This window comes from Alicyclobacillus fructus (assembly GCF_017329605.1).
Lineage (GTDB): Bacteria > Bacillota > Bacilli > Alicyclobacillales > Alicyclobacillaceae > Alicyclobacillus > Alicyclobacillus fructus.
In genome coordinates this window covers 86,939-106,428 of record NZ_JAFMTY010000004.1, presented here as the reverse complement: position 1 = coordinate 106,428, position 19,490 = coordinate 86,939, and the positions used below count along the sequence as shown (strand labels likewise).

The window sequence follows — 19,490 nt, the reverse complement described above, 5'->3', positions numbered from 1 at the left end:
TCAACGGGCCATCTCGGCGAGGAACAGCGCCAAGCGGCGTTCGCGAAAATCCGCGGTCATCCCTCGTTGCAACTTCGGCCACCTCGCCATCAGCTGATCCCAGGCGTTCCACCGATCGAGGCGCTTCACGGGATCCTGCGCCCCCAAAAGGTCGTCATGTCTCTCCCAGCCTTCCAGCAGATCCGCCTGCACGGGGCGAAGCGGTGCGACCTCCGTTGCGCACAATTCGGCGCCCCAGATTCGCCGCGCGCGATGGACCTCCTCCGGCCACGCCATTTGCGCCCATAGCACGTCGGGGTAGGGGGTCGGCTTGGCCATCCGCTTTTCCCACCGAATCTCGCGTGCCTCAGCCCACAAGGTGATGGACAGCGCCTGAACCGCCATTCCGAAGCGAGCGAGACGTGCGCAGAGCATCTCCAGGCATCGCCGAACCTGTGCCTTTCCCTGTTCCAAAGGCACGCCCTCCGCGTCTCCATGCCATGAGGCGCTCCACTCGTCGGGTGAGCGATCCGGCCGAAGCGCCTCTCCGCCCGCGCCCCACATCCGCCAGATCCTGGACTGTTCTCCAAAGCGAGCGCACAGGCTCTCTTCCGGGATCTCCGCCAGATGATGCAGGCGAAAAACGCCCAAGGAAATGAGTTCGGCCTTCGCATCGCCGGGGATCCACCACGCCGCAGCGAGAGGCGCGCCCATCCAGACGTCCCAAGCATCCTCGTTCAGCAAATCCGGCGCCACGACCAGAGGTTCGGTGTGCAACTTTCCGTACAGCGCCCCCGGCACCCGCTCCTGACGGCTCCACGCAAGGAGCATGCGCGCCTGCCACGGTGTCTTCGCCAAAGCGAGCACGACGCGCTGTTCCTCCGTCAAGCCGCGGCGAATTTCGCGCGCCATCTGCCTGAGCTCTGCAAGAGGGATGGCTGAGCCGGAGAGATGGACCCAAAACCGCCGCTCGGCGGGATGCGTTTCCACCCAAGGCGTGTGCGACCACAGCACACCGCGCAAATGTTTCCATGATTTTGTTTCTCCTGAAATCGGCTCCGCGCGGCAACCCGGGATGAGGGCCAGAGCTTCTCGAAGCTGCATCCCCAGCCGCACCCCCGCCCGCGAAGCTGAGCGAGAAACATCGACGACCACACCGCCTTCTTCGACGACAAACGGTCCCTCGCTTTCTCCCAGCAGCCCTTCACATTCGCCGTACAAACTGTATCGCATCCGCCTCACCACCGAACACATGTTCTCAACGCCATTATACCCAGGCGGACGCGAAATACAAACACATGTTCGGTTCTTGGATAAAAAAAAACGCCGCTCAAGGGCGGGACTCGGAGCGGAACACCGGTCTCATTCGACCAAGCGGACGCACCGCGACCTCCCCCCACCCATCGGCGGGCGGCCAAGCTCCCCATTCGCTTCTCTGCTCGTCCCTGCCGGTACGCAGCGAAGGTCTCGCGCCGCCCGCGAGCGCGGCGGTCTCCTCGTGGACGAGATCGAGCAGCCGCTCCTCCTCGATCCCGACCAACCGAAACGCCGCAAGCGGGTGCCTGTCCGCCTCCCAGATGAGCCCGAGCAGGACCGCGATGACGTGCGGACACAGCGGATCGGTCTCTTCGCAGGTGCACGTGGACAGAGCCCTCAACCTGACCAGCGTCTCCCGCGTCGGCACGACCTCCACCTGATGGGTGGTCAAAAATTCAAGAAACGACTCGTCCCATTCTCCCGCATAGTGCGCGGCGAGCCAGTCTGGGCGCATGGCGAGCCAACGCGCCACATCGCGCGCATGGCCCGCATAATCCGCCAGCTTGGGCAGCCACACGTCGAACGCACGCCGGGTGCCGCTTCTTTCGACCACAGCGCTCCAGCCATGCCCGTCCCAGGCCCTCGCGCGCACCGCCCCCGTCATGGCCAAGCGCGCGGCGGCGCGGAGATGAGATCGCTCTACTTCAGCCAATACCGACTCCCAGCGCGACGCGTACGGCCCTCGCTTCACAGCTCATCGTCCTCCATGACACTGGTGGGGGTCAGCGCAAACAGCTGGTGGAGCGCCTCGTCGTCGAGCTCCGTCACCCAATCGTCCGAGACGCGGCTCACCAGGTCGGACAGCGCACGCTTCGCCCTCAGCATTTCGTCAATCCGCTCCTCCAGCGTCCCCACGCAGATCATCTTGTGCACTTCCACGTTCCGCACCTGTCCAATCCGATAGGCGCGATCCGTCGCCTGATCTTCGACAGCCGGGTTCCACCATCGGTCGTAGTGAAACACATGGCTCGCTCGCGTCAGATTCAGGCCCACGCCCCCGGCTCGCAGCGAAAGAACGAGCACCGGCGATTCCGTCCGCCCTGCTTGAAACGCCTCCACCATCTCTCCCCGAGCTTTCGCGGACATCCCCCCATGCAGAAAGGCGGGGCGCCACCCCCATTCGTCTTCCAGCGCCGCGCACAGCATCTCGCCCATCTCCCGGAACTGCGTGAAGATGAGGGCCGCCTCGCCAGCGTCGACGACCACGCGCAACCGATCGAGGAGACTCCTCAACTTTCCGCTCCGCTTCGGCGAAGGCCGTCCACCCGAGATGAGGGCCGGGTGATCGCAGACCTGCTTCAACCTCATGAGCGTCGTCAAAATCGCGCCCCTGCGCGCCATGGCGCTCGAACCGCGGGAGATCTCCGCAAACATTTGATCGACAAACGCCTGATACAGGGCGGCCTGTTCGACGGTCAGGAAGGCGCGCTCCTCCACCTCCCATTTCTCCGGCAACTCCGGCGCGATGGTCGGATCGCTCTTTCGCCTGCGCAACAGCACCGGGCGAAGCAACAACTGAAGCTGGCGCATGCGCACGCCGCTCAGATCCCGGCCTTCCGCGACGGAACCGAATGTACTCCGAAACCAGCGCAACGACCCGAGATAGCCGGGATTCAAAAACTCCATCAGCGACCACAGCTCGTCGAGCCGATTTTCGACAGGGGTACCCGTAAGCGCGATGCGGTGACGGCTCGCAAGAGCCCGAAGCGCGCGCGCCTGCTTGGTCGACGCGTTTTTCACCACCTGCGCCTCGTCGATCGCGACGCAGTCGAACGCGCGGCGATGGAACGCGGCAACATCGCGCAGCAGCGTCCCGTACGTCGTGATGACCAGATCGACATGACCCGCAAAGGCCTGGTCGAGATCGCGCGAAGCCCCGTGATGCACATACACCGACAGCGACGGCGCAAACCGCTCGATCTCGGCCCGCCAATTCGCGACAAGCGACGTCGGACACACGAGAAGGTGCGGCGCCGCCGCATCGCCCAGTTCCTTCACCCGCAGCCAGTACGCGATCATCTGCACCGTCTTGCCAAGCCCCATGTCGTCCGCCAGGCATCCGCCGACGCCCATTCGCCGCAGGTGCATGAGCCAGGCATAGCCTCGCTCCTGATAGTGGCGCAGCGCGCCTCGAAACGACGCCGGCGCCGGCTCGGGTTCCACGTCGCGGCCGAGCACCCACACGTCCATCCAGCGGGCCACAACCGGCGCATCCTCGTCCACCTCCAGCTTTCCCGGCCCTTCCGGCGCAGCCAGCGCGTGCGCGCGCGACCATTCGAGCGGCCCCATGGCCTCGCCCGGTTCCGGCAGTGCCTCCATTTGACGCAGGAGATCGGCCAAGGGCACAAGGCGCCACACCCCGTCCACCCTCACGAGCGGCGTCTGTCTTTCCACCATGCGCCTGAACTCCGGAGGTGTGAGCGTCCGGTCGTCGATCACGACAGACCAGTCAAAACGAGCGACCGCATCCGCGGAAAACATCGGGACACTCGCCGCTCTCCGCGAAGGCTCCCGCCGAGAAGCGCCGTCCTCGACCCGTTGGAAGCGAACGCGGATGCGGACGTCCCTCGCTTCTTCAACCGGCGGCATCTCCACCTCGAACGAAGCCCGGCGGAGGGCCGGCAGTTCCTGCGCGATAAACCGGTACATCTCATCGGCCCGAAGCACGGCTCGCTCCGGCGCGGGCGAGCGCAACGCCTGTGCGATGGCAGGACACACCTGTGCCGCCTCGCGGAGTTTCGGCAGAAACCAGCGATCCGGCGCCACGAGCACGTCGCCGTGCGCGGACATTTCCCGGGAAGGGGACCGCCAGTAGGCCGAAAGCGGAATTCGCTCCCCCGTCCATCGGTGGCGCAACTCAAACCGAAGCTCCCAATCTCCGGCGAGATCCTCGCGCGGCGGATCGAGGCAAAAGCCGAGCTGGTAGGCGATCCGCCCGCTGTCGTCGTCAAAATCCGGCCGCCCCCATCCCGAACCTTCCAGCGCTCGCTCGCACTCCTTGCCCACGATCCACCCGTCCGCCGCGAACCGAGGCATTCCGACGAGCGCCCGCGCCCATGCGGCGAGCGCTTCCGCTTCCCCTTGATACATCACGCGGTATCGCCTGCCGGCGGACGTGCCTAGATCCACGCCCATGATGCGCCGCCGGACCTCGCGGTCCACGAGCTGGAGGAGAAGAGCGTCCACAAAAGCCGGCGACGGGTACATCTCGGCCAACGCTCCCCGCGTGGCGGACGACACGAGGCGATACCGGAGCGCGAGCAGCGCCTCGGACGTCCACGCGGGCACCCAGCGCGCGACAAAGCTGGCTCCGCCCGATGGAAAGCCCGCCATTCCTCCCTGGGAGACGCGGCGAAGCCACAGCGCGACGTCCACCAGCGGCGCCTGCTCGCCGTGCGCCACGGCCACCACATCGCCGCAATCGACCACGAGCCGCGCGAGATCGAACACCCGCTCCTGCCACGCTTGCAGGGTTTTGGCCAGGCTCGACGCCTCTCCCGCGTTCCACTCCGTCCGCTCCGGCGCCATCCGCTCCATCCGTGCGCCTCCGTTCCTGAACAGTCCTGTCTTTCGATCATAACACCTCTCCCGCCGCGCCGAAACCTGCGGGATTCACACATGACCGGTTCGCACCCCGCGTAAGATGAAGCAAAGCCTCGTCCGCCCGGGAGGCGATTGAACGTGTGGAACAGCATCGCGGAAAACTGCGTGCTCGACTTTCTCGTCTCCATGGGCCTCGTCATCGGCGGGGCCCTGTTTGGCGGCCTCGCCGCCCTCCTCACCCATCACGATCCGCAGACGGCCATGAACACCCTCGCCTCCGACCTGAAGGTGTGGGCCATCGTCGCGGCACTCGGCGGATCGATGGACGTCCTCCGCGTGATCGATCGCGGCGTCTTCGGCCTCCACATCGGTCCGATGGTTCGCCAGCTCATCTACCTGTTCGCGGCCTTTCTCGGCTGCCACGTGGGATACATCGTGATTCAATGGCTCACGGCAGGGCGATCGTCGTCATGAGCCGCGTCCGCTCCACCGTCGCGATGGCCTTTCTCTCGTTCCTCGCGGGGCTCATCGCAGCCACGCTTTTCAGCGCCCGCGATCTCCATCGGATGCACATGGAGGTCGATAGCCTGCGCCAAGCGATCGATCAGCTGGAGACGGAAAACCAGTTCCTCCTCGCCGAACAAGCCGAACCAGGGAAGCAGGCGCTGCGGCGCATCCTCGTGGAATGCCCGCCGAACACGCCGCCAGAAGTTCAGACGGCCATTCGGCGACAGGTTCTCACAAGCCTCTCGTTCCTGCTCGGCAAGCCGATGCAATTTTTGTACGACAACCCCTACATGCCCTCCGCCGTCCTCAATGTACAGACCATCCCTGTCGGCACGCGGCGCTACCGGCTGCATGTCACAGCGGCTATAATGACGGGGGACACGCTGCACCTGTATGTTCGAGGAGATTTGCAAGCCGAGTCGTGAGAGAGTGATTGGAAGATGTTGTACAGCGAGATGTCGAAGGAAGAACTGCGGCGAGAGATGGCCGAGCTGCAGCGGAAAGGGCAGGAGGCCTTCGACCGCGAAAACTGGAGTGAGTACGAAATCTACATGACCCGTTGGTATCTCGCGAAGAGTTACGAGATCAAAGACGAGGTCCACATCGAGATCGGCCGGACCTACCGCATTGCCGAAGAGTACGACCGCCTCACCGTCACTGCGATTGAGGGGGTCATGGCCTGGGGCATCCGGCAAATGACGGGAGAGACCGCGGCCGTCCCCATCGCCCAACTGGAAGTGGACGAGGCGTGAGTGCACTCACGCCTCGCTCACAGATGGTCACGCCGTGAGAATCACATCCTCCAGCCGCTTGGGCGCCTGATTCAATACCAGAGCCCCATCCTCCGTCGCAATGACCAAGTCCTCGATGCGCACGCCAAACTTCCCGGGCAGGTAGATGCCCGGCTCAATGCTGAACGCCATCCCTGGCTCGACCACACTGTCGTTCCCGGCATCCACGTAGGGAGGCTCGTGGACGTCGAGACCGACCCCGTGCCCTGTCCGATGCGTGAAGTACGCGCCGAACCCCGCTTCTTCGATCACGCGCCGCGCAGCGCGATCAATTTCACTGAACTTCACACCCGGCCTCACGGCCGCAATGGCCGCCAGATTCGCCTGCAGCACCGCCTCGTACACCGGGACCAACTCCGCCTTCGGCTCGCCCACGATGAACGTGCGCGTGATGTCGCTCACATAGCCCTCGCAGAATCCGCCCGTGTCGACGATCACGGCATCCCCAGGCGCAATGGCCCGCTGGCCAGGCTCATGATGAGGCTCCGCTCCCCCTTCACCCGCCGCCACGATGGGAGGAAACGACATGCCCGGGCTGCCCGCTTCGCGCCAGAGGCGGGCCAGTTCATCGGCCAGCTCGAGCTCCGTCACCCCGGGGCGGATGTGTGCGCGGACGAGATCGATCACCTGATCGGCGCGGCGCGAAGCCTCGCGGAGGAGCTCGATCTCGCGGTGATCCTTGCGCAACCGGAGATCTGCGATGGCGGCATCGGCAAGCTCGAACGCGCAGTCCTTCGCCAACCGCATCAGGGGCAGCAGATGATGGGCGGGCAGCCCGCCGTCCACCCCCACCGTTCCACCCGAACGGAGCCGGTTCGCCAGGCGCGCGTGCGCATCTTCACCGTCGCGCCACAGCTCAAACGGAACGCCCATTCTCTCCACCCACGGCGCAAACATCTCGTGCGCCACCGCGTGAGCGGTACCATCTTCCATCACGACGAGGCACGCCAACCGTTCGCCAGCTTCCAGGCGAACCCCGGTAAAATAGTGCCAATTGGCGGGATGCGCAAGGACCGCACCGCGCCATCCTCGTTTCGCGCAGGCGCGCGCGAGGCTCGAACGCCGCTGTTCGAAGACCATCATGGGAACCCTCCTGTCGCCATGCTCTCACAAGCCGCCTCCATTGTACTACGGCCCTTCGCCCGCCTCCCGCCGCCTTGAGATGCCTTGCGATGAGAAAAGGCCCGGCCAGCTGGAAAACTGGCCAGGCCCTGCTTGCCACGTTCCATCAGATGACGACCGTGTTCACGTTTTCGTCCGCCACCTGATCATCGTCAAACACGGGCTTCGGCAGTGCCGAATTCAAGCCCCAATAGTACAGCGCGATGGACACCAACACGACGATGATCTGATCCCACGGAGCCGGTATGGCCTTGATCCCGCCGAATGTCCCGAGATACGAGAGCACAATCATCACGACGAAGTAGGCCAAGAGCCACCAGGTGGCGCGGAGCTGATCGCCAAAACTGACGGCGTCTTTCGGCACAAACCGCTGGAAGACCACGTAGAGGATGAACATGACGATCATTGCGCCAAGAAGCCACGAATCGGTGCTCCATCCCGTCCAGTACACGATGAGCGACGCGACGATGAAGGACAGCGGCCCAAACACCGACATGCCTCTCAGCAGGAAGGGGCGCTCCAAATCCGGTGCGGTCCTGCGGAAGGCGTGTGCCGACACAGGTCCCACGACGTACGTGAGCACCGTCGCCGCCGACACGACGTTGACCATCGCGCCCCACGACGGGAACGGCAGCGTCCAGAAGATGGCCATCGCGAAGGCCAGCCAGAGCGCCGCGTGAGGGACACCTGTCTTCTCGTCGACATTGCCGAACACCCGGAAGAAGGTGCCGTTGCGGGCCCAACCAAAGATCACGCGCGTCGTGGCGGACAGATAGATGTTGGCCGTGCCCGAAGGCGAGATGAACGCGTCCAATAGGATCAGCCACGCCAGCCAACTGAAGCCGAGCACCACGGCGATATCGTGGAACGGGAGCTTAAACACATTATCCACATTGGCCCAGCCGCCGGAAAGCTTGTCGGCCGGGATGGCGCCCAAAAACGCGATCTGCAAAAGCTCGTACAGCGCCGCAGACAAAATCACCGCCAGAATGATGGCCATCGGCACGTCCCGCTGCGGGCGGCGCGCCTCCGAGGCGAAACCGACAGACTGCTGGAAACCGAGATAGGCAAAGATGATACCGGATGTCGAAACCGCGGACTCGACGCCCGAGAAGCCAAACGGCGCAAATCCATGCGAGTTGAAGTTCGCGCCCTTGAATTGGGTCAGAAGCGTAATGACCGTGACAACCGGCACGATGAATTTGAACGCCGTGATGATGGTGTTGGTCTTGCCGAACAACTTCACGCCCATGTAATTGATGATGAAGAAGATGGCGAGCAGAGCCAGCTGCACGAACCACCCCAGCACGGTGGGATTGCTGCTGTTTGGCACCGTCAACTGTGGCCACCAAGCCGTCGCGTACTGACGAGCGGCCTCCACTTCGATGCCGGCGACGCTCGAAAACGCGACGAGCGACGCAAATCCCAACAGGTAGCCGATCAGCGGGCCGTGAGAATACAAGGGGTAGCGAACCGAACCGCCGGCTCGAGGAATCGAGCCCCCCAGTTCCGCGTACACGAGGCCCAACAGGATGACGGCGACGGCCCCGATGAGCCAGCTCAAAATACCTGCCGGCCCGGCCGTCGAACCGACACGCGCCGATGCAAAAAGCCATCCCGAGCCGATGATGGATCCCAATCCCACGAAGGTGAGATCCGTCAGAGAAAGTTGTTTTCGAAGTTTACCTTGCAATCAGCATCCTCCTAACACGTCATAGAGTCTGAACTCCGACTCTCCCGCGGCGCTCTCCGCTCATTCTCCGCTCTCGTAGCGATTCGGGGCACATTTGTCCACCAAATGTGAAAATTCGATTCAAAAGTCCAATCCACCTCAGGATCTCAGTGCCCGGCTTGACACCCATTCGCATGCGCCGTCGCGCAATTCCTCCCAATTCACCTCCCATTTCAAATATGTTAAGTTTTCTTTCAATTCTGCGCCGCTTCGGGACTATTATATCACCCTGTGTCCGTTTGTCGAACCTCAGGATGCGTTCGACGCAAAAATTTTTTCGATCCTTGTCGAAATGAAAGCGCTATCCAAAGTTGCAAAAAGCGAACCAGCGAGCTTTGCCGAAGCGCTTCGGAGGAAACCGCACACCTCATGACACGTTTTCCGACACGCGCCGCGCTCTCGCTCGCACATTTCCCTTCAACGCGATGCTATCGCGAGATATGCAGAACATGAAGGAGATTGACGCCGCGATCGCCCGCCGCGAAACCGGCGCCGTAACCGGCGAGCGAAAGAAACGCGAGCCAGCCAAGCCATGTGAACGCGGTGAGCCAACCGCGGCCGCGCGTACCCTTGGGCACGCGCAACCGCCACGCCCATAGCGCAATGGACACGATGAAACTGGCCGCCGCCACTGCCCACAGCCCATGGCTCATGTCGCCTCGCGCTCCACGCCCTGGCGAACCCGTTCGTTTCGCAGCACGGGCAGAATCCGGTTGGGGTCAAGCGTCCTTTTGGGCTGGTGCGTCGAGGGATCGGCCGGATCGAACTGCTCCAGATATTCCACGACTTCCTTGGTCACCGCTGTCGGCGTGCTCGCGCCGGAGGTCACCGCCACGCGCTTGGCATGCATCAGCCATTCGGGTTGGATCTCCGTGACGTCCGCCACGCGATACGCTTTGACACCCGCGATCTCCTCGGCCACTTGCGCCAACCGATTGGAGTTGTTGCTTCGCGGATCGCCCACGACGATGCACAGATCCGCCTGACCGGCCTGTTCGGCGACCGCCTGCTGGCGAAGCTGCGTGGCCAGGCAAATCTCGTTGTGCACCTCGGCCGTCGGATACTTCCGGCACACGAGCTCCGTCAACTCCCGCGTGTCCCACTGACTCATGGTGGTCTGATTGGTCACCACGATGCGATCCGTCTGCAACGAGAGCGCTTCAATGTCTTCCTTGTTTTCCACAAGGTGCACGTGTTCCGGCGCGACGCCCATGGCGCCTTCCGGCTCGGGATGGCCTCGTCGGCCGATGTACACAATCTCGTAACCCTGCGCGACTTTCTCCCGAATCAGTTCGTGGGTGCGGTTGACATCTGGGCAGGTCGCGTCGAGCACCGTCAACCCTTTTTCGCGCGCTCTGCGCTTGACCTCCGGCGACACGCCGTGTGCCGTGAAGATGACCGTCCCGCGATCGATCTTCTCCAGCAGCGACAGCCGATCCGCACCGTCCAGCGTGATCACGCCCTCCCTCGCGAAGGCGTCGACCACGTGCTGGTTGTGCACAATCATGCCGAGAATGTAAATGGGCCGCGGCAGGCGCTTGTCTTCCGCCGCCCGCTTGGCGATCACCATCGCGTCCACCACGCCGTAGCAGTAGCCGCGCGGCGTAATTTTGACGACCTCCATATGAACGCCCCCTCGAGTCCATCATACCCGATCGCCGGGCGAAGGGCACGCGCGACGGCACCCTGCCTACCGGCGCCACTCGTGCAGCAACCGCTGTTTGAGGTCCCAGAGCGGCTTCGACAGGTCCACATGGTACTCGTGAGGATTCAGATGTCTCCTCACCTCCGAGGAGAAAGCCGACAACTGCTCCTCGACGCGCGCCTGAATCTCCTGGACCGTGGGAAGTTCGTACACCAGTTCGCCGCCGACGAACACGGGGCGAAGCAACTCTTCCACCTCGTAGTTCTGCACCACTTTCCGCTTGTAGGTGTGAATGGGGTGGAAGAGCTCGAGCGGCTCGGACGGATCGTACACCTCGTCATCGAGGGCAATGAGGTCCGCCGTGGCCGACCCGTTCACGTACAGCCGCAGAACCTTCTTCTTGCCGGGGTTCGTGATCTTGTTCGGGTTCTCGGAAATTTTGATCCTCGGCTCCATGCGGTCGCCAAACTGCTGCGCCACCAGCTTGTACACGCAGCCCAGCGACGGACAGTCTTCGCTCGTAATGAGGCGCGTGCCCACGCCCCAGCTGTCGATCTCGGCCCCCTGCGTCAGGAGGTCGCGAATCGTGTATTCGTCGAGATCGCTCGACGCGATGATCTGCACGTCCGTGAGCCCAGCGTCGTTCAGCATCTGGCGAGCGCGCTTCGACAAATAGGCGAGATCGCCGCTGTCGATGCGGATGGCCTTGAGACGCTGCCCCGCGGCCTTCATCTCCAAGCCGACGCGAATGGCGTTCGGAACGCCGCTTCTCAGCACATCGTACGTGTCCACCAGGAGCACGGTGTTGTCCGGAAACGCGGCGCGGTAAGCCTGAAAGGCCTCGTACTCGCTCGGAAAGCTTTGAATCCAGCTGTGAGCCTGCGTGCCCGCCACGGGGATGTTGTAAGACTGAGCGGCAAGGACGTTGCTCGTGGCCACGCAGCCTCCGATAAACGCCGCCCGCGCGCCAAAGACGGCCGCGTCCGCGTTCTGAGACCGCCGCAGCCCCATTTCGATCACGGTGCTGCCAGGGTGCTTCACGTTGGTCCTCGCGGCTTCGACAATCCGCCGCGCCTTCGTCGCAATGAGGCTCTGATGGTTGACGAACGCGAGCACGGCCGACTCAATCAGCTGGACCTCGGCGATGGGCCCTTCCACGCGCAACAGCGGTTCATTCGGGAAGACGACCGTCCCTTCCGGGACCGCGTACACGTCGCCGCGAAAACGGAAGTTGCGCAGATACTCCAAGAAGTCATCGGAGAACATGCCGAGTGATCGCAGGTAGGCGAGATCGTCCTCCGTAAAGGCGAGGTTGTGAATGTACCAGACGACCTGTTCGAGGCCCGCCGCGATGACGTAGCCATTGCCGCACGGGTTTTTCCGGTAAAAGAGGTCAAACACCACGCGGTTCTCGTGACGGCCGGCCCGAAAGTGGCCGTACATCATGGTCAATTGATACAGGTCCGTGAGCAGCGTCAGATGGCGATCGCGATACACCGGCAACGCTCCTATCTCTTCGACGCGCGCCCTCGCGCGCTCCCGCATGTCCATACGCTCATCTCCACCCCTGCTCCACTCATGGGCTTTCACCGGCCACGAGACGCGCCCCGAGCGCCCGGAGCATCTCGCCATCGGAGCCCGCGCACACGTCCCGCACACACAGCGAATACGGATGACCCTCCATCGACTGGATGACGCCGCCCGCCTCTCGAACGAGCAGGGCCCCAGCCGCGATGTCCCACGCGTTGAGGTCGAACTCCCAGAACACGTCGATCCGACCCGCGGCGACGTACGCCAAGTGCAATGCCGCCGCGCCGAGCGTCCGCAGGCTCTTCACCTCGGCAATCACGTCCGCGGCTCTCCGCATGACGTTCTGGCGATCGCGATGGCGAACGGGGAGCCCGGTCGCCATCACGGCGCGGCGAAGCTCACGGACCCCCGACACCCGGATAGGCTTCCCCGGCCAATCCGCGGATGGGGCGGCGAGCCATGCGCGAATGTCGTGATCGCCCGCCGAATAAGCCCCCTGACCGCTGACGGCGTAGAACCACTCGCCCCGATACGGATCGAGCACCACGCCGAACCGCACCTCGCCCGCGCTCGCATACGCGATGGAGACGACGCTCAGCGGGAGCTGATGCACGAAGTTCGTGGTGCCATCCAATGGATCGACAATCCAGAGATCCGAACAGTCGAGGCAATCCGCGAGGGCCTCAACCGCCGCCTCGCGCCCGGGCCGGACGCCTTCCTCCCCAAGAATCCGGTGGTGGGGAAACGCATCGGCCAATGTGCGGCGGATCGCCTCTTCGCAGGCGCGATCCACGTCCGTCACCACATCTGCCAGCGAAGATTTGGTCTCCACCACCAACTCTGTCCGATAGCGTCTGATCATGTGATCGCCCGCCGCGAGCGCGGCGCGAAACGCCGTCGCGGCGAGCGAAACGTAGGCCGCCTCCGCCATGTGTCACAATCCCTTCTCAGTCGTCGCCCTTGAAGAAGCGCCAGTCGAGCTTCGACTGCTCCAACAGCGCCTCAAACGATTCATCGTCGTCGCGCGGATTGAGGAGTTCTTCGAAGGAAGGCTCCTCCTCCGCGGTGGTGTCCGCCGTGCGGCGTTTCGCCGGAGAGGGGCGCTCGGATTTCCGAGGCGCCTCCGGGGCGGGCTCCAGCGTTTGCTTGAGCGCCATCAACTTCGCGGCGATGTCGCCTTTGAGCGCTTCTTCCAGTTGGACCGTCGACCGCCTGGGCTCATCCTGGTTCGCGCCCTGGGCTTTCTCGGTCTCTTCTCCGCGCGCGTATGCAGGCTTGTCGAGCCCGTCTTCATCCGATCGTCTCAAGGGTTTCCGTTTGCCCATCCCTCATGCCCCCAAATCCCCGGCGCTCGGCCGCGCGGCGCTCGGGGTCCATCGAGACTCGCCAGGACTCGCCGAACGCGCGTCAGGCGAGATGAACTTACCTATCCGATTTGCTACAATACCTGTAGTTTGGTCCGATGACAAGCAGAGGAGGCGCATTCCCATTGCGGACTTTTTTCTGGGTGCTGTTTTGGGTGGCCGTCGTGGTCGTCGGCATTGAGACCTTCATTCCGCGGAGCGTTTGAAAGCGCACAAGGCGCCGGCGCGATGGCCACGTTCTCGTGCCGCGCGTCTTGCACCCACCACCCGCCTCAACCTTTCCGCCTCGCTGCGAGGAAGACCATGAGCCCCATCCATCCGTTCCCGCTCGCCTCGATTCGCGCGCAGCATGGAAAAACTGGCGAATCTCCGCCCGGAGCATTATACTGGAGAGTAAGATGGCCTTTTCACACGGGAAGACGGCATGAAGGGGGGCTGCGGAAATGGAGGTCTACCGCTCAGACGCTTGGTCCAACGCCCATTTTCGGGTGAAGGACACGCTGGCGGCGTTGCTCAACGAAATGCGCGACTGCGGCTACAATCCCAGCAACCACATTTCGTATGACGCAGACGAACACCACTTGCTGGTCGATCCTGTCATCCTCCACAAACACCCGTCCATCAAACAGGTCTACCTCGAGTATTTGGACGCGTGCCACGAGCGAGACAAGGCCGTCGAACAAATCCAGCAATTGCCCAAACTCGATCTCGGGTTTACGAATTAAAGCCGGAAAAGACGACGTGCCGCTTCTACACCTGAAGCGGCACGTCGTCGTGCATGACGTCAGCGAGCGAGAGCTGATCCAGCGCTCGGGCGATGGCTTTGGTCACTCGCACCCACACGCTGCGAGCGTGACAACCTGCGTACAGATCGCACGACGCGCTTTCGGGATCCGCGTCGTCGACGCACGCGATGGGCGCCAGCGAGCCCTCGAGCACGCGAACCAACTCCCCGACCGAGATCTGCTCCGCCGGCCGACTGAGATGATATCCCCCATTGACTCCGCGAACGCTGGTCACCAGATTGGCACGGCGCAGCTTTGCCATAATCTGATCCAGGAAGGGCTCCGGGATGGCCTCTGCCTCCGCGATCGCCCGAAGTGGAACCGGACGCTCGTGTCCGGCCATTCTCGCGAGTGCCACCATCGCCCTGAGCCCGTACTCCGTGCGGCTTGAAATTTTCAAGTTATCCCTCCGTTCCGCGTCGAGCGCGGAGGGCGGGATCGACAGAGGGCGTCAGCCTTCGTCGTCGATCCACACTTCTCCGCCGCGCACCTCCACCGGATACGTCTGCAGCGGAATCACGCACGGGAACGCCTTCGGCTCTCCCGTGCGGATGTCGAACTTGCCGCCATGGCGCGGACAATGCACGATGTGCCCTTCGAGGCGTCCCTCCGTGAGCGACTGAGCCGCGTGCGTACACACGTCTGACGTCGCGTAAAATCCATCCTCGGCGTGGTAAATGGCGATGTCATCGTAGGGCAGCTCGACGCGCTTCATCTCGCCCACGCCGATGTCGGATACATTCGCCACCTTGATCCAAGCCATCAGCCGATCGAACCTTCCATCTCCAACTTGATGAGCCGGTTCATCTCCACAGCGTACTCCATCGGCAACTCGCGCGTGAACGGCTCGATGAAGCCCATCACGATCATCCGCGTCGCCTCTTCCTCCGGAATGCCGCGGCTCATCAGGTAGAACAGCTGCTCCTCGCTCACCTTCGACACCGACGCCTCGTGCTCCAGCGTCACGTCGTCGTTCATGATCTCATTGTACGGGATCGTGTCCGACGTGGAGTTGTCGTCGAGAATGAGCGTGTCGCACTTGATGTTCGCCTTGGCGCCCTTTGCGTTCGGGCCGAAGCTCGCCAATCCGCGATACGTGGTCTTGCCGCCGTGCTTGCTGATGGACTTCGAAACAATGGTCGACGTCGTGTTGGGCGCCAGATGGACGACCTTCGCCCCCGCGTCCTGGTGCTGGCCGCGGCCGGCCACCGCAATGGACAACACCATCGCCTTGGCGCCCTCTTCCATCATGTACACGGACGGGTATTTCATCGTCAGCTTCGAACCGATGTTGCCGTCGACCCACTCCATCGTCGCGTTGCGGTACGCCACCGCGCGCTTGGTGACCAGGTTGTAGATATTCGGCGCCCAGTTCTGGATGGTCGTGTAGCGGCAACGCGCGCCCTGCTTCACGATGATCTCGACGACCGCGCTGTGCAGCGAGTTGGTACTGTAGATGGGCGCCGTGCACCCCTCGACGTAGTGGACGAAGCTGTCCTCGTCGCAGATGATGAGCGTGCGCTCGAATTGACCCATGTTCTCCGAGTTGATGCGGAAATACGCCTGCAGCGGAACCTCGCAGCGGACGCCCTTCGGCACGTAGATGAAGCTGCCGCCGCTCCAGACCGCGCTGTTCAGCGCCGCGAACTTGTTGTCCTCCGGCGGAACGACCGTCCCAAAGTACTCCTTAAACAGCTCCGGATACTCGCGCAGCGCGCTGTCCGTGTCCGTGAAGATGACGCCCATCTTCTCGAGATCCTGGCGCATCGAATGATACACGACCTCGGACTCGTACTGCGCGGACACGCCGGCCAGAAACTTCTGCTCAGCTTCCGGAATGCCGAGGCGGTCAAACGTGCGCTTGATCTCCTCCGGAACCTCATCCCACGAACGGCCCTGCTTTTCCGTCGGCTTCACGTAATACGTGATATCGTCGAAGTTCAACTCACTCAGATCGCCGCCCCACGTCGGCATCGGCTTCTGTTGGAAAATCTCGAGCGCGCGCAGGCGGAAGTCGGTCATCCACCCCGGCTCGTTCTTCATCATCGAAATTTGTTCCACCGTCTTGCGAGACAGGCCCTTCTCGAGCTTCGCCACGGCGATGTCGGGATCGCGAAATCCATACTGATACGCTTCCATGTCCGGCAACTCTTTGTCCGGCAGCACTTTCGCCATGTCCAATCCCTCCTCATGGTCGATCTCGGCCGCCAAAGCGGCCCGTTCTCAATCGCCGAACGTCTCGTCCTCCACGCGTCCTCCCTCGGGCGCGGATGCAGCCCGCTCCAGCGCTTGCCACGCCAGCGTGGCGCACTTGATCCGCGCGGGGAACTTGCGGACCCCTTGCAACGCCTCGAGCTCGCCCAACTGATCCAGATCTACGTCTTCGCCGCGCATCATCGCCCGAAACGTGTGCGCCAGCTGAACAGCCTCCTCCAACGGCTTGCCCTTGATGGCCTCGGTCATCATGGACGCGGAAGCCATGGAAATCGAGCAACCGCTGCCGAGGAAGCGAACGTCCTTGACCACACCGCCGTCCACCAACAGCTGCAGCTTAATCTCATCGCCGCAGCTCGGGTTGCGCAGATCCACCGAAATCGCGCCTTCGTCGAGCGTCCCCCGGTTGCGGGGGTGCTGATAGTGATCCATGATCACCTGGCGATACAGATCATCCAATTGCATGGCCGAAAAACTCCTTTGCCTCGAGGACGGCATCCACGAGCGCATCGACGTCTTCCTCGGTGTTGTACAGGTAGAAGCTGGCGCGCGCCGTCGCCGGCACATTGAACAGCCGCATCAAGGGCTGCGCGCAGTGATGCCCAGCCCGAATTGCCACGCCGCGCGCGTCGAGCACCGTGGCGAGATCGTGCGGATGCACGCGGCCCAGGTTGAACGTGACAAGCCCGGCCCGGGACTGTCCCGGCGGCGGCCCGAAGATGGTCACGCCGTCGATCTCGGCCAGCCGCTCCACCGCCTTCGCCGCCAGCGCCGCATCGTGCCGTTCGATCTCGGCCATGCCGACGCGATCGAGATAGTCCATCGCGGCCGCGAGCCCAATGGCACCGGCGATGATGGGCGTGCCGCCCTCGAACTTCCACGGCGCTTCCTTCCACGTCGATTCGTACAGATCGACCACGTCGATCATCTCGCCGCCAAAGTAGGTCGGCTCCATCTCCGCCAACAGCTCGGCTTTGCCGTACAGCACGCCGATCCCGGTCGGCCCCAGCATCTTATGCCCCGAAAACGCGAGGAAGTCGCAGTCCATCGCCACGACGTCCGTGGGCATGTGCGGCACGCTCTGCGCGCCGTCCACCACGATGATGGCCCCGTGCCGGTGAGCGATCTCGGCGATCTCCCGCACCGGGTTGACCGTTCCGAGCACATTGGACACGTGCGCGATGGCCACGATCTTCGTGCGGTCTGTCACGGCCGCCTCCACGTCCTCCAGCCGGATGGTGCCATCCGGCTGGAGCGGCAAGTAGCGCAGCGTGGCGCCGGTCGCCCGCGCCGCCTGCTGCCACGGGATCAGGTTCGAATGGTGCTCGCTCGGCGGCAGGACGATTTCATCGCCCTCGCGCAACTTCGCCCGCGCGTAGCCGTGCGCGATCATGTTCAGGGATTCGGTGGTGCCGCGCGTGAAGACGACTTCCTGGGGCGATCTCGCCCGGATGAACCGCGCCACCCGCTCGCGCGCCGCTTCGTACGCTTCCGTCGCGCGCGACCCGAGCGTGTGCACACCGCGGTGCACGTTCGAGTTGTCGTGCTCATAGTAGCGCACCACCGCGTCAATCACCTGGCGCGGCTTCTGCGACGTCGCCGCGTTGTCGAGATATACCAACCGATGCCCGTTGATCCGCTCGGACAGAATCGGGAAATCCTTGCGAAGCTCCTCCGCGTTCATCGCGCAAGCTCCCTTTCCACCCTGGACACGACGATTTGCCGCATGGCATCCGACGGCAGCGCCTCGACCGTATCGCGCAGATAGCCCCAGATGATCATCTGCACAGCCGTCGACTGCGGAATGCCGCGCGACATCAGGTAATACACCTGCAGCGGATCGATCTTGCCAACGCTCGCCGCGTGACCGCAGCGCTCGACGTCGTTTTCGTCGATGAGCAGCATGGGAATGGCGTCCGCGCGCGCTGTGCCGTCGACCATGATCATCCGATCATGCTGTTCGCTCCCCGCGCCGACCGCCCCCTTTTCGATCTGCGTGCGGCTGCGGAAGATGACATTCGCGCGATCCCGCAGGGCGCCGTGCATGGAAATCTCGCTCTCGGTATGGCGTCCGACATGGCGCATGCTCGCGGTGATCTCGACATGAGCCCGGCCGTGCCCAAGACCCATCACCCGAGTGAAGCTTCGGCTTCCTTGGCCCGCGAGCTCGCTCTCGACGAGCTCGACTGCCTGGCCATCCGACGTATCCGCGACGACCCAGTCGACCTCCGCGTCGTTTTCCGTCTTGGCGCGGCGCGTGACAAAATGCATACCGCCCTTCCGCCACTCGTCCGCGGTCGCGACCTGGATGGAGCTCGCTTGCGAAGCGAACACCTCGAGGACATGGCTGTTCACGAACCGCTCTCCGCCCTTGGCGAACGTCGTCTCCGCGTAGCGCAAACGCGCGAGCGGTTCCGTCACCACCAGGCTGCGGGAACAGGCGCTGAACGGCCGCCCCGTCCACACGTACACGACCTCAATGGGATGCTCCAACTCCGCGCCGCGCGGGACGTGCACAAACACCCCGCCCGCAAAGAGCGCCATGTTGAGCGCCGCCCATTTCGAATCGTCCGCAGGGACGATGGCGCCGAAATGGCGGTTCCAGACCTCCGCGTGCGTCGTGCAGGCGTCATGGATGGAGACGAGCACGACGCCCTTGGCCTGCGCCTCATCGGACAATCGGATCTCGCGCACCACCCCGTCGACCACGAGCGCGCACGAGTGTTCGATGCCCTGGACATAGGATGCAACGTCCTCCGGAACCTCCGCACCCGTCGCTTCAAACTCTCCGACGTCCCAGGTCACGCGCCGAAGATCCGTTTTCTCCAGGCGAGGCACCTCGAGCGACTCGTACAGCTTCCACGCCGCATCCCGTTTTTCCGTCACAACCTTAGGTTCCTGCAGCGCCTGAGCGACGCGCAGCACTGGATTCAAAGCGGTCACTTCTCCCACGGCTGCGTC

The 19,490-nt window shown here is 63.4% G+C and carries 20 protein-coding genes; 4 read left to right on the top strand and 16 right to left on the bottom strand.

What is annotated here, in order from left to right; genetic code table 11:
• The 3 genes from J3481_RS03135 to J3481_RS03125 form a co-directional block, all read right to left on the bottom strand.
• Positions 1-1,212, bottom strand: coding sequence for a DNA polymerase Y subunit UmuC family protein (locus J3481_RS03135; RefSeq protein ID WP_206831956.1), 1,212 nt, complete (start codon positions 1,210-1,212; stop codon positions 1-3).
• Between the two features lie 97 nt (positions 1,213-1,309).
• Entirely contained in the window at positions 1,310-1,987 is a 678-nt protein-coding gene (locus tag J3481_RS03130; RefSeq protein WP_206831955.1) for a hypothetical protein, read from the bottom strand.
• On the bottom strand, positions 1,984-4,833 hold the full coding sequence (locus J3481_RS03125; RefSeq protein WP_206831954.1) for a DEAD/DEAH box helicase: 2,850 nt from the start codon (positions 4,831-4,833) through the stop codon (positions 1,984-1,986). Before J3481_RS03125 ends, J3481_RS03130 begins: the two co-directional genes overlap by 4 nt.
• A gap of 144 nt (positions 4,834-4,977) precedes the next feature.
• Here J3481_RS03125 and J3481_RS03120 point away from each other — a divergent pair, with 144 nt between their 5' ends.
• From J3481_RS03120 to J3481_RS03110, 3 genes are read left to right on the top strand one after another with little or no spacing between them, the layout of a single operon-like run.
• Positions 4,978-5,313 carry a YtrH family sporulation protein gene (locus J3481_RS03120; protein WP_206831953.1) on the top strand — a complete coding sequence of 112 codons (336 nt, stop codon included), beginning with the start codon at positions 4,978-4,980 and terminating at the stop codon, positions 5,311-5,313.
• Positions 5,310-5,771 (top strand): hypothetical protein, encoded by a 462-nt coding sequence (locus J3481_RS03115; RefSeq protein WP_206831952.1) that lies wholly within the window; start codon positions 5,310-5,312, stop codon positions 5,769-5,771. Before J3481_RS03120 ends, J3481_RS03115 begins: the two co-directional genes overlap by 4 nt.
• A 15-nt stretch (positions 5,772-5,786) precedes the next feature.
• A complete protein-coding gene (locus J3481_RS03110; RefSeq protein ID WP_206831951.1) occupies positions 5,787-6,098 on the top strand; it encodes a DUF1811 family protein in 312 nt (103 codons plus the stop codon).
• A 27-nt stretch (positions 6,099-6,125) separates the two neighbouring features.
• Here J3481_RS03110 and J3481_RS03105 read toward each other — a convergent pair whose 3' ends face one another.
• From J3481_RS03105 to J3481_RS03075, 7 genes are all read right to left on the bottom strand, one after another.
• Positions 6,126-7,220, bottom strand: coding sequence for a M24 family metallopeptidase (locus tag J3481_RS03105; protein WP_206831950.1), 1,095 nt, complete (start codon positions 7,218-7,220; stop codon positions 6,126-6,128).
• A 145-nt stretch (positions 7,221-7,365) separates the two neighbouring features.
• Positions 7,366-8,952 (bottom strand): APC family permease, encoded by a 1,587-nt coding sequence (locus J3481_RS03100; RefSeq protein WP_206831949.1) that lies wholly within the window; start codon positions 8,950-8,952, stop codon positions 7,366-7,368.
• A 467-nt stretch (positions 8,953-9,419) separates the two neighbouring features.
• Positions 9,420-9,644 (bottom strand): hypothetical protein, encoded by a 225-nt coding sequence (locus J3481_RS03095; protein WP_206831948.1) that lies wholly within the window; start codon positions 9,642-9,644, stop codon positions 9,420-9,422.
• Complete coding sequence (locus J3481_RS03090; protein ID WP_206831947.1) at positions 9,641-10,615, bottom strand: 4-hydroxy-3-methylbut-2-enyl diphosphate reductase; 975 nt, start codon at positions 10,613-10,615, stop codon at positions 9,641-9,643. The genes J3481_RS03095 and J3481_RS03090 overlap by 4 nt, the downstream gene beginning before the upstream one ends.
• A 66-nt stretch (positions 10,616-10,681) precedes the next feature.
• Positions 10,682-12,187 carry a nicotinate phosphoribosyltransferase gene (locus tag J3481_RS03085; protein WP_206831946.1) on the bottom strand — a complete coding sequence of 502 codons (1,506 nt, stop codon included), beginning with the start codon at positions 12,185-12,187 and terminating at the stop codon, positions 10,682-10,684.
• 25 nt (positions 12,188-12,212) lie between these two features.
• Complete coding sequence (locus J3481_RS03080) at positions 12,213-13,097, bottom strand: inositol monophosphatase family protein (RefSeq protein WP_206831945.1); 885 nt, start codon at positions 13,095-13,097, stop codon at positions 12,213-12,215.
• 16 nt (positions 13,098-13,113) lie between these two features.
• Positions 13,114-13,491 (bottom strand): DUF3886 domain-containing protein, encoded by a 378-nt coding sequence (locus tag J3481_RS03075; protein ID WP_206831944.1) that lies wholly within the window; start codon positions 13,489-13,491, stop codon positions 13,114-13,116.
• 482 nt (positions 13,492-13,973) lie between these two features.
• Here J3481_RS03075 and J3481_RS03070 point away from each other — a divergent pair, with 482 nt between their 5' ends.
• Complete coding sequence (locus J3481_RS03070; protein ID WP_008339413.1) at positions 13,974-14,255, top strand: hypothetical protein; 282 nt, start codon at positions 13,974-13,976, stop codon at positions 14,253-14,255.
• A gap of 25 nt (positions 14,256-14,280) precedes the next feature.
• Here J3481_RS03070 and J3481_RS03065 read toward each other — a convergent pair whose 3' ends face one another.
• Genes J3481_RS03065 through J3481_RS03040 form a run of 6 tightly spaced genes read right to left on the bottom strand, consistent with a single transcriptional unit; the run spans position 14,281 to position 19,481 of the window.
• Entirely contained in the window at positions 14,281-14,715 is a 435-nt protein-coding gene (locus tag J3481_RS03065; protein ID WP_206882429.1) for an RrF2 family transcriptional regulator, read from the bottom strand.
• A 51-nt stretch (positions 14,716-14,766) separates the two neighbouring features.
• Positions 14,767-15,078: a non-heme iron oxygenase ferredoxin subunit gene (locus J3481_RS03060; RefSeq protein ID WP_206831445.1), complete on the bottom strand. Its 312-nt coding sequence runs from the start codon at positions 15,076-15,078 to the stop codon at positions 14,767-14,769.
• Positions 15,078-16,490: a Fe-S cluster assembly protein SufB gene (gene sufB / locus J3481_RS03055; protein ID WP_206831444.1), complete on the bottom strand. Its 1,413-nt coding sequence runs from the start codon at positions 16,488-16,490 to the stop codon at positions 15,078-15,080. Before sufB ends, J3481_RS03060 begins: the two co-directional genes overlap by 1 nt.
• A gap of 48 nt (positions 16,491-16,538) precedes the next feature.
• The gene (gene sufU / locus J3481_RS03050) at positions 16,539-16,994 is read right to left on the bottom strand and encodes a Fe-S cluster assembly sulfur transfer protein SufU (protein WP_206831443.1); all 456 of its coding nucleotides are present in this window, start codon (positions 16,992-16,994) and stop codon (positions 16,539-16,541) included.
• Positions 16,981-18,213, bottom strand: coding sequence for a cysteine desulfurase (locus tag J3481_RS03045; protein WP_206831442.1), 1,233 nt, complete (start codon positions 18,211-18,213; stop codon positions 16,981-16,983). Before J3481_RS03045 ends, sufU begins: the two co-directional genes overlap by 14 nt.
• Positions 18,210-19,481, bottom strand: a complete 1,272-nt coding sequence (locus J3481_RS03040; protein WP_206831441.1) for a SufB/SufD family protein — start codon at positions 19,479-19,481, stop codon at positions 18,210-18,212. Before J3481_RS03040 ends, J3481_RS03045 begins: the two co-directional genes overlap by 4 nt.
• Positions 19,482-19,490 lie beyond the last annotated feature (9 nt).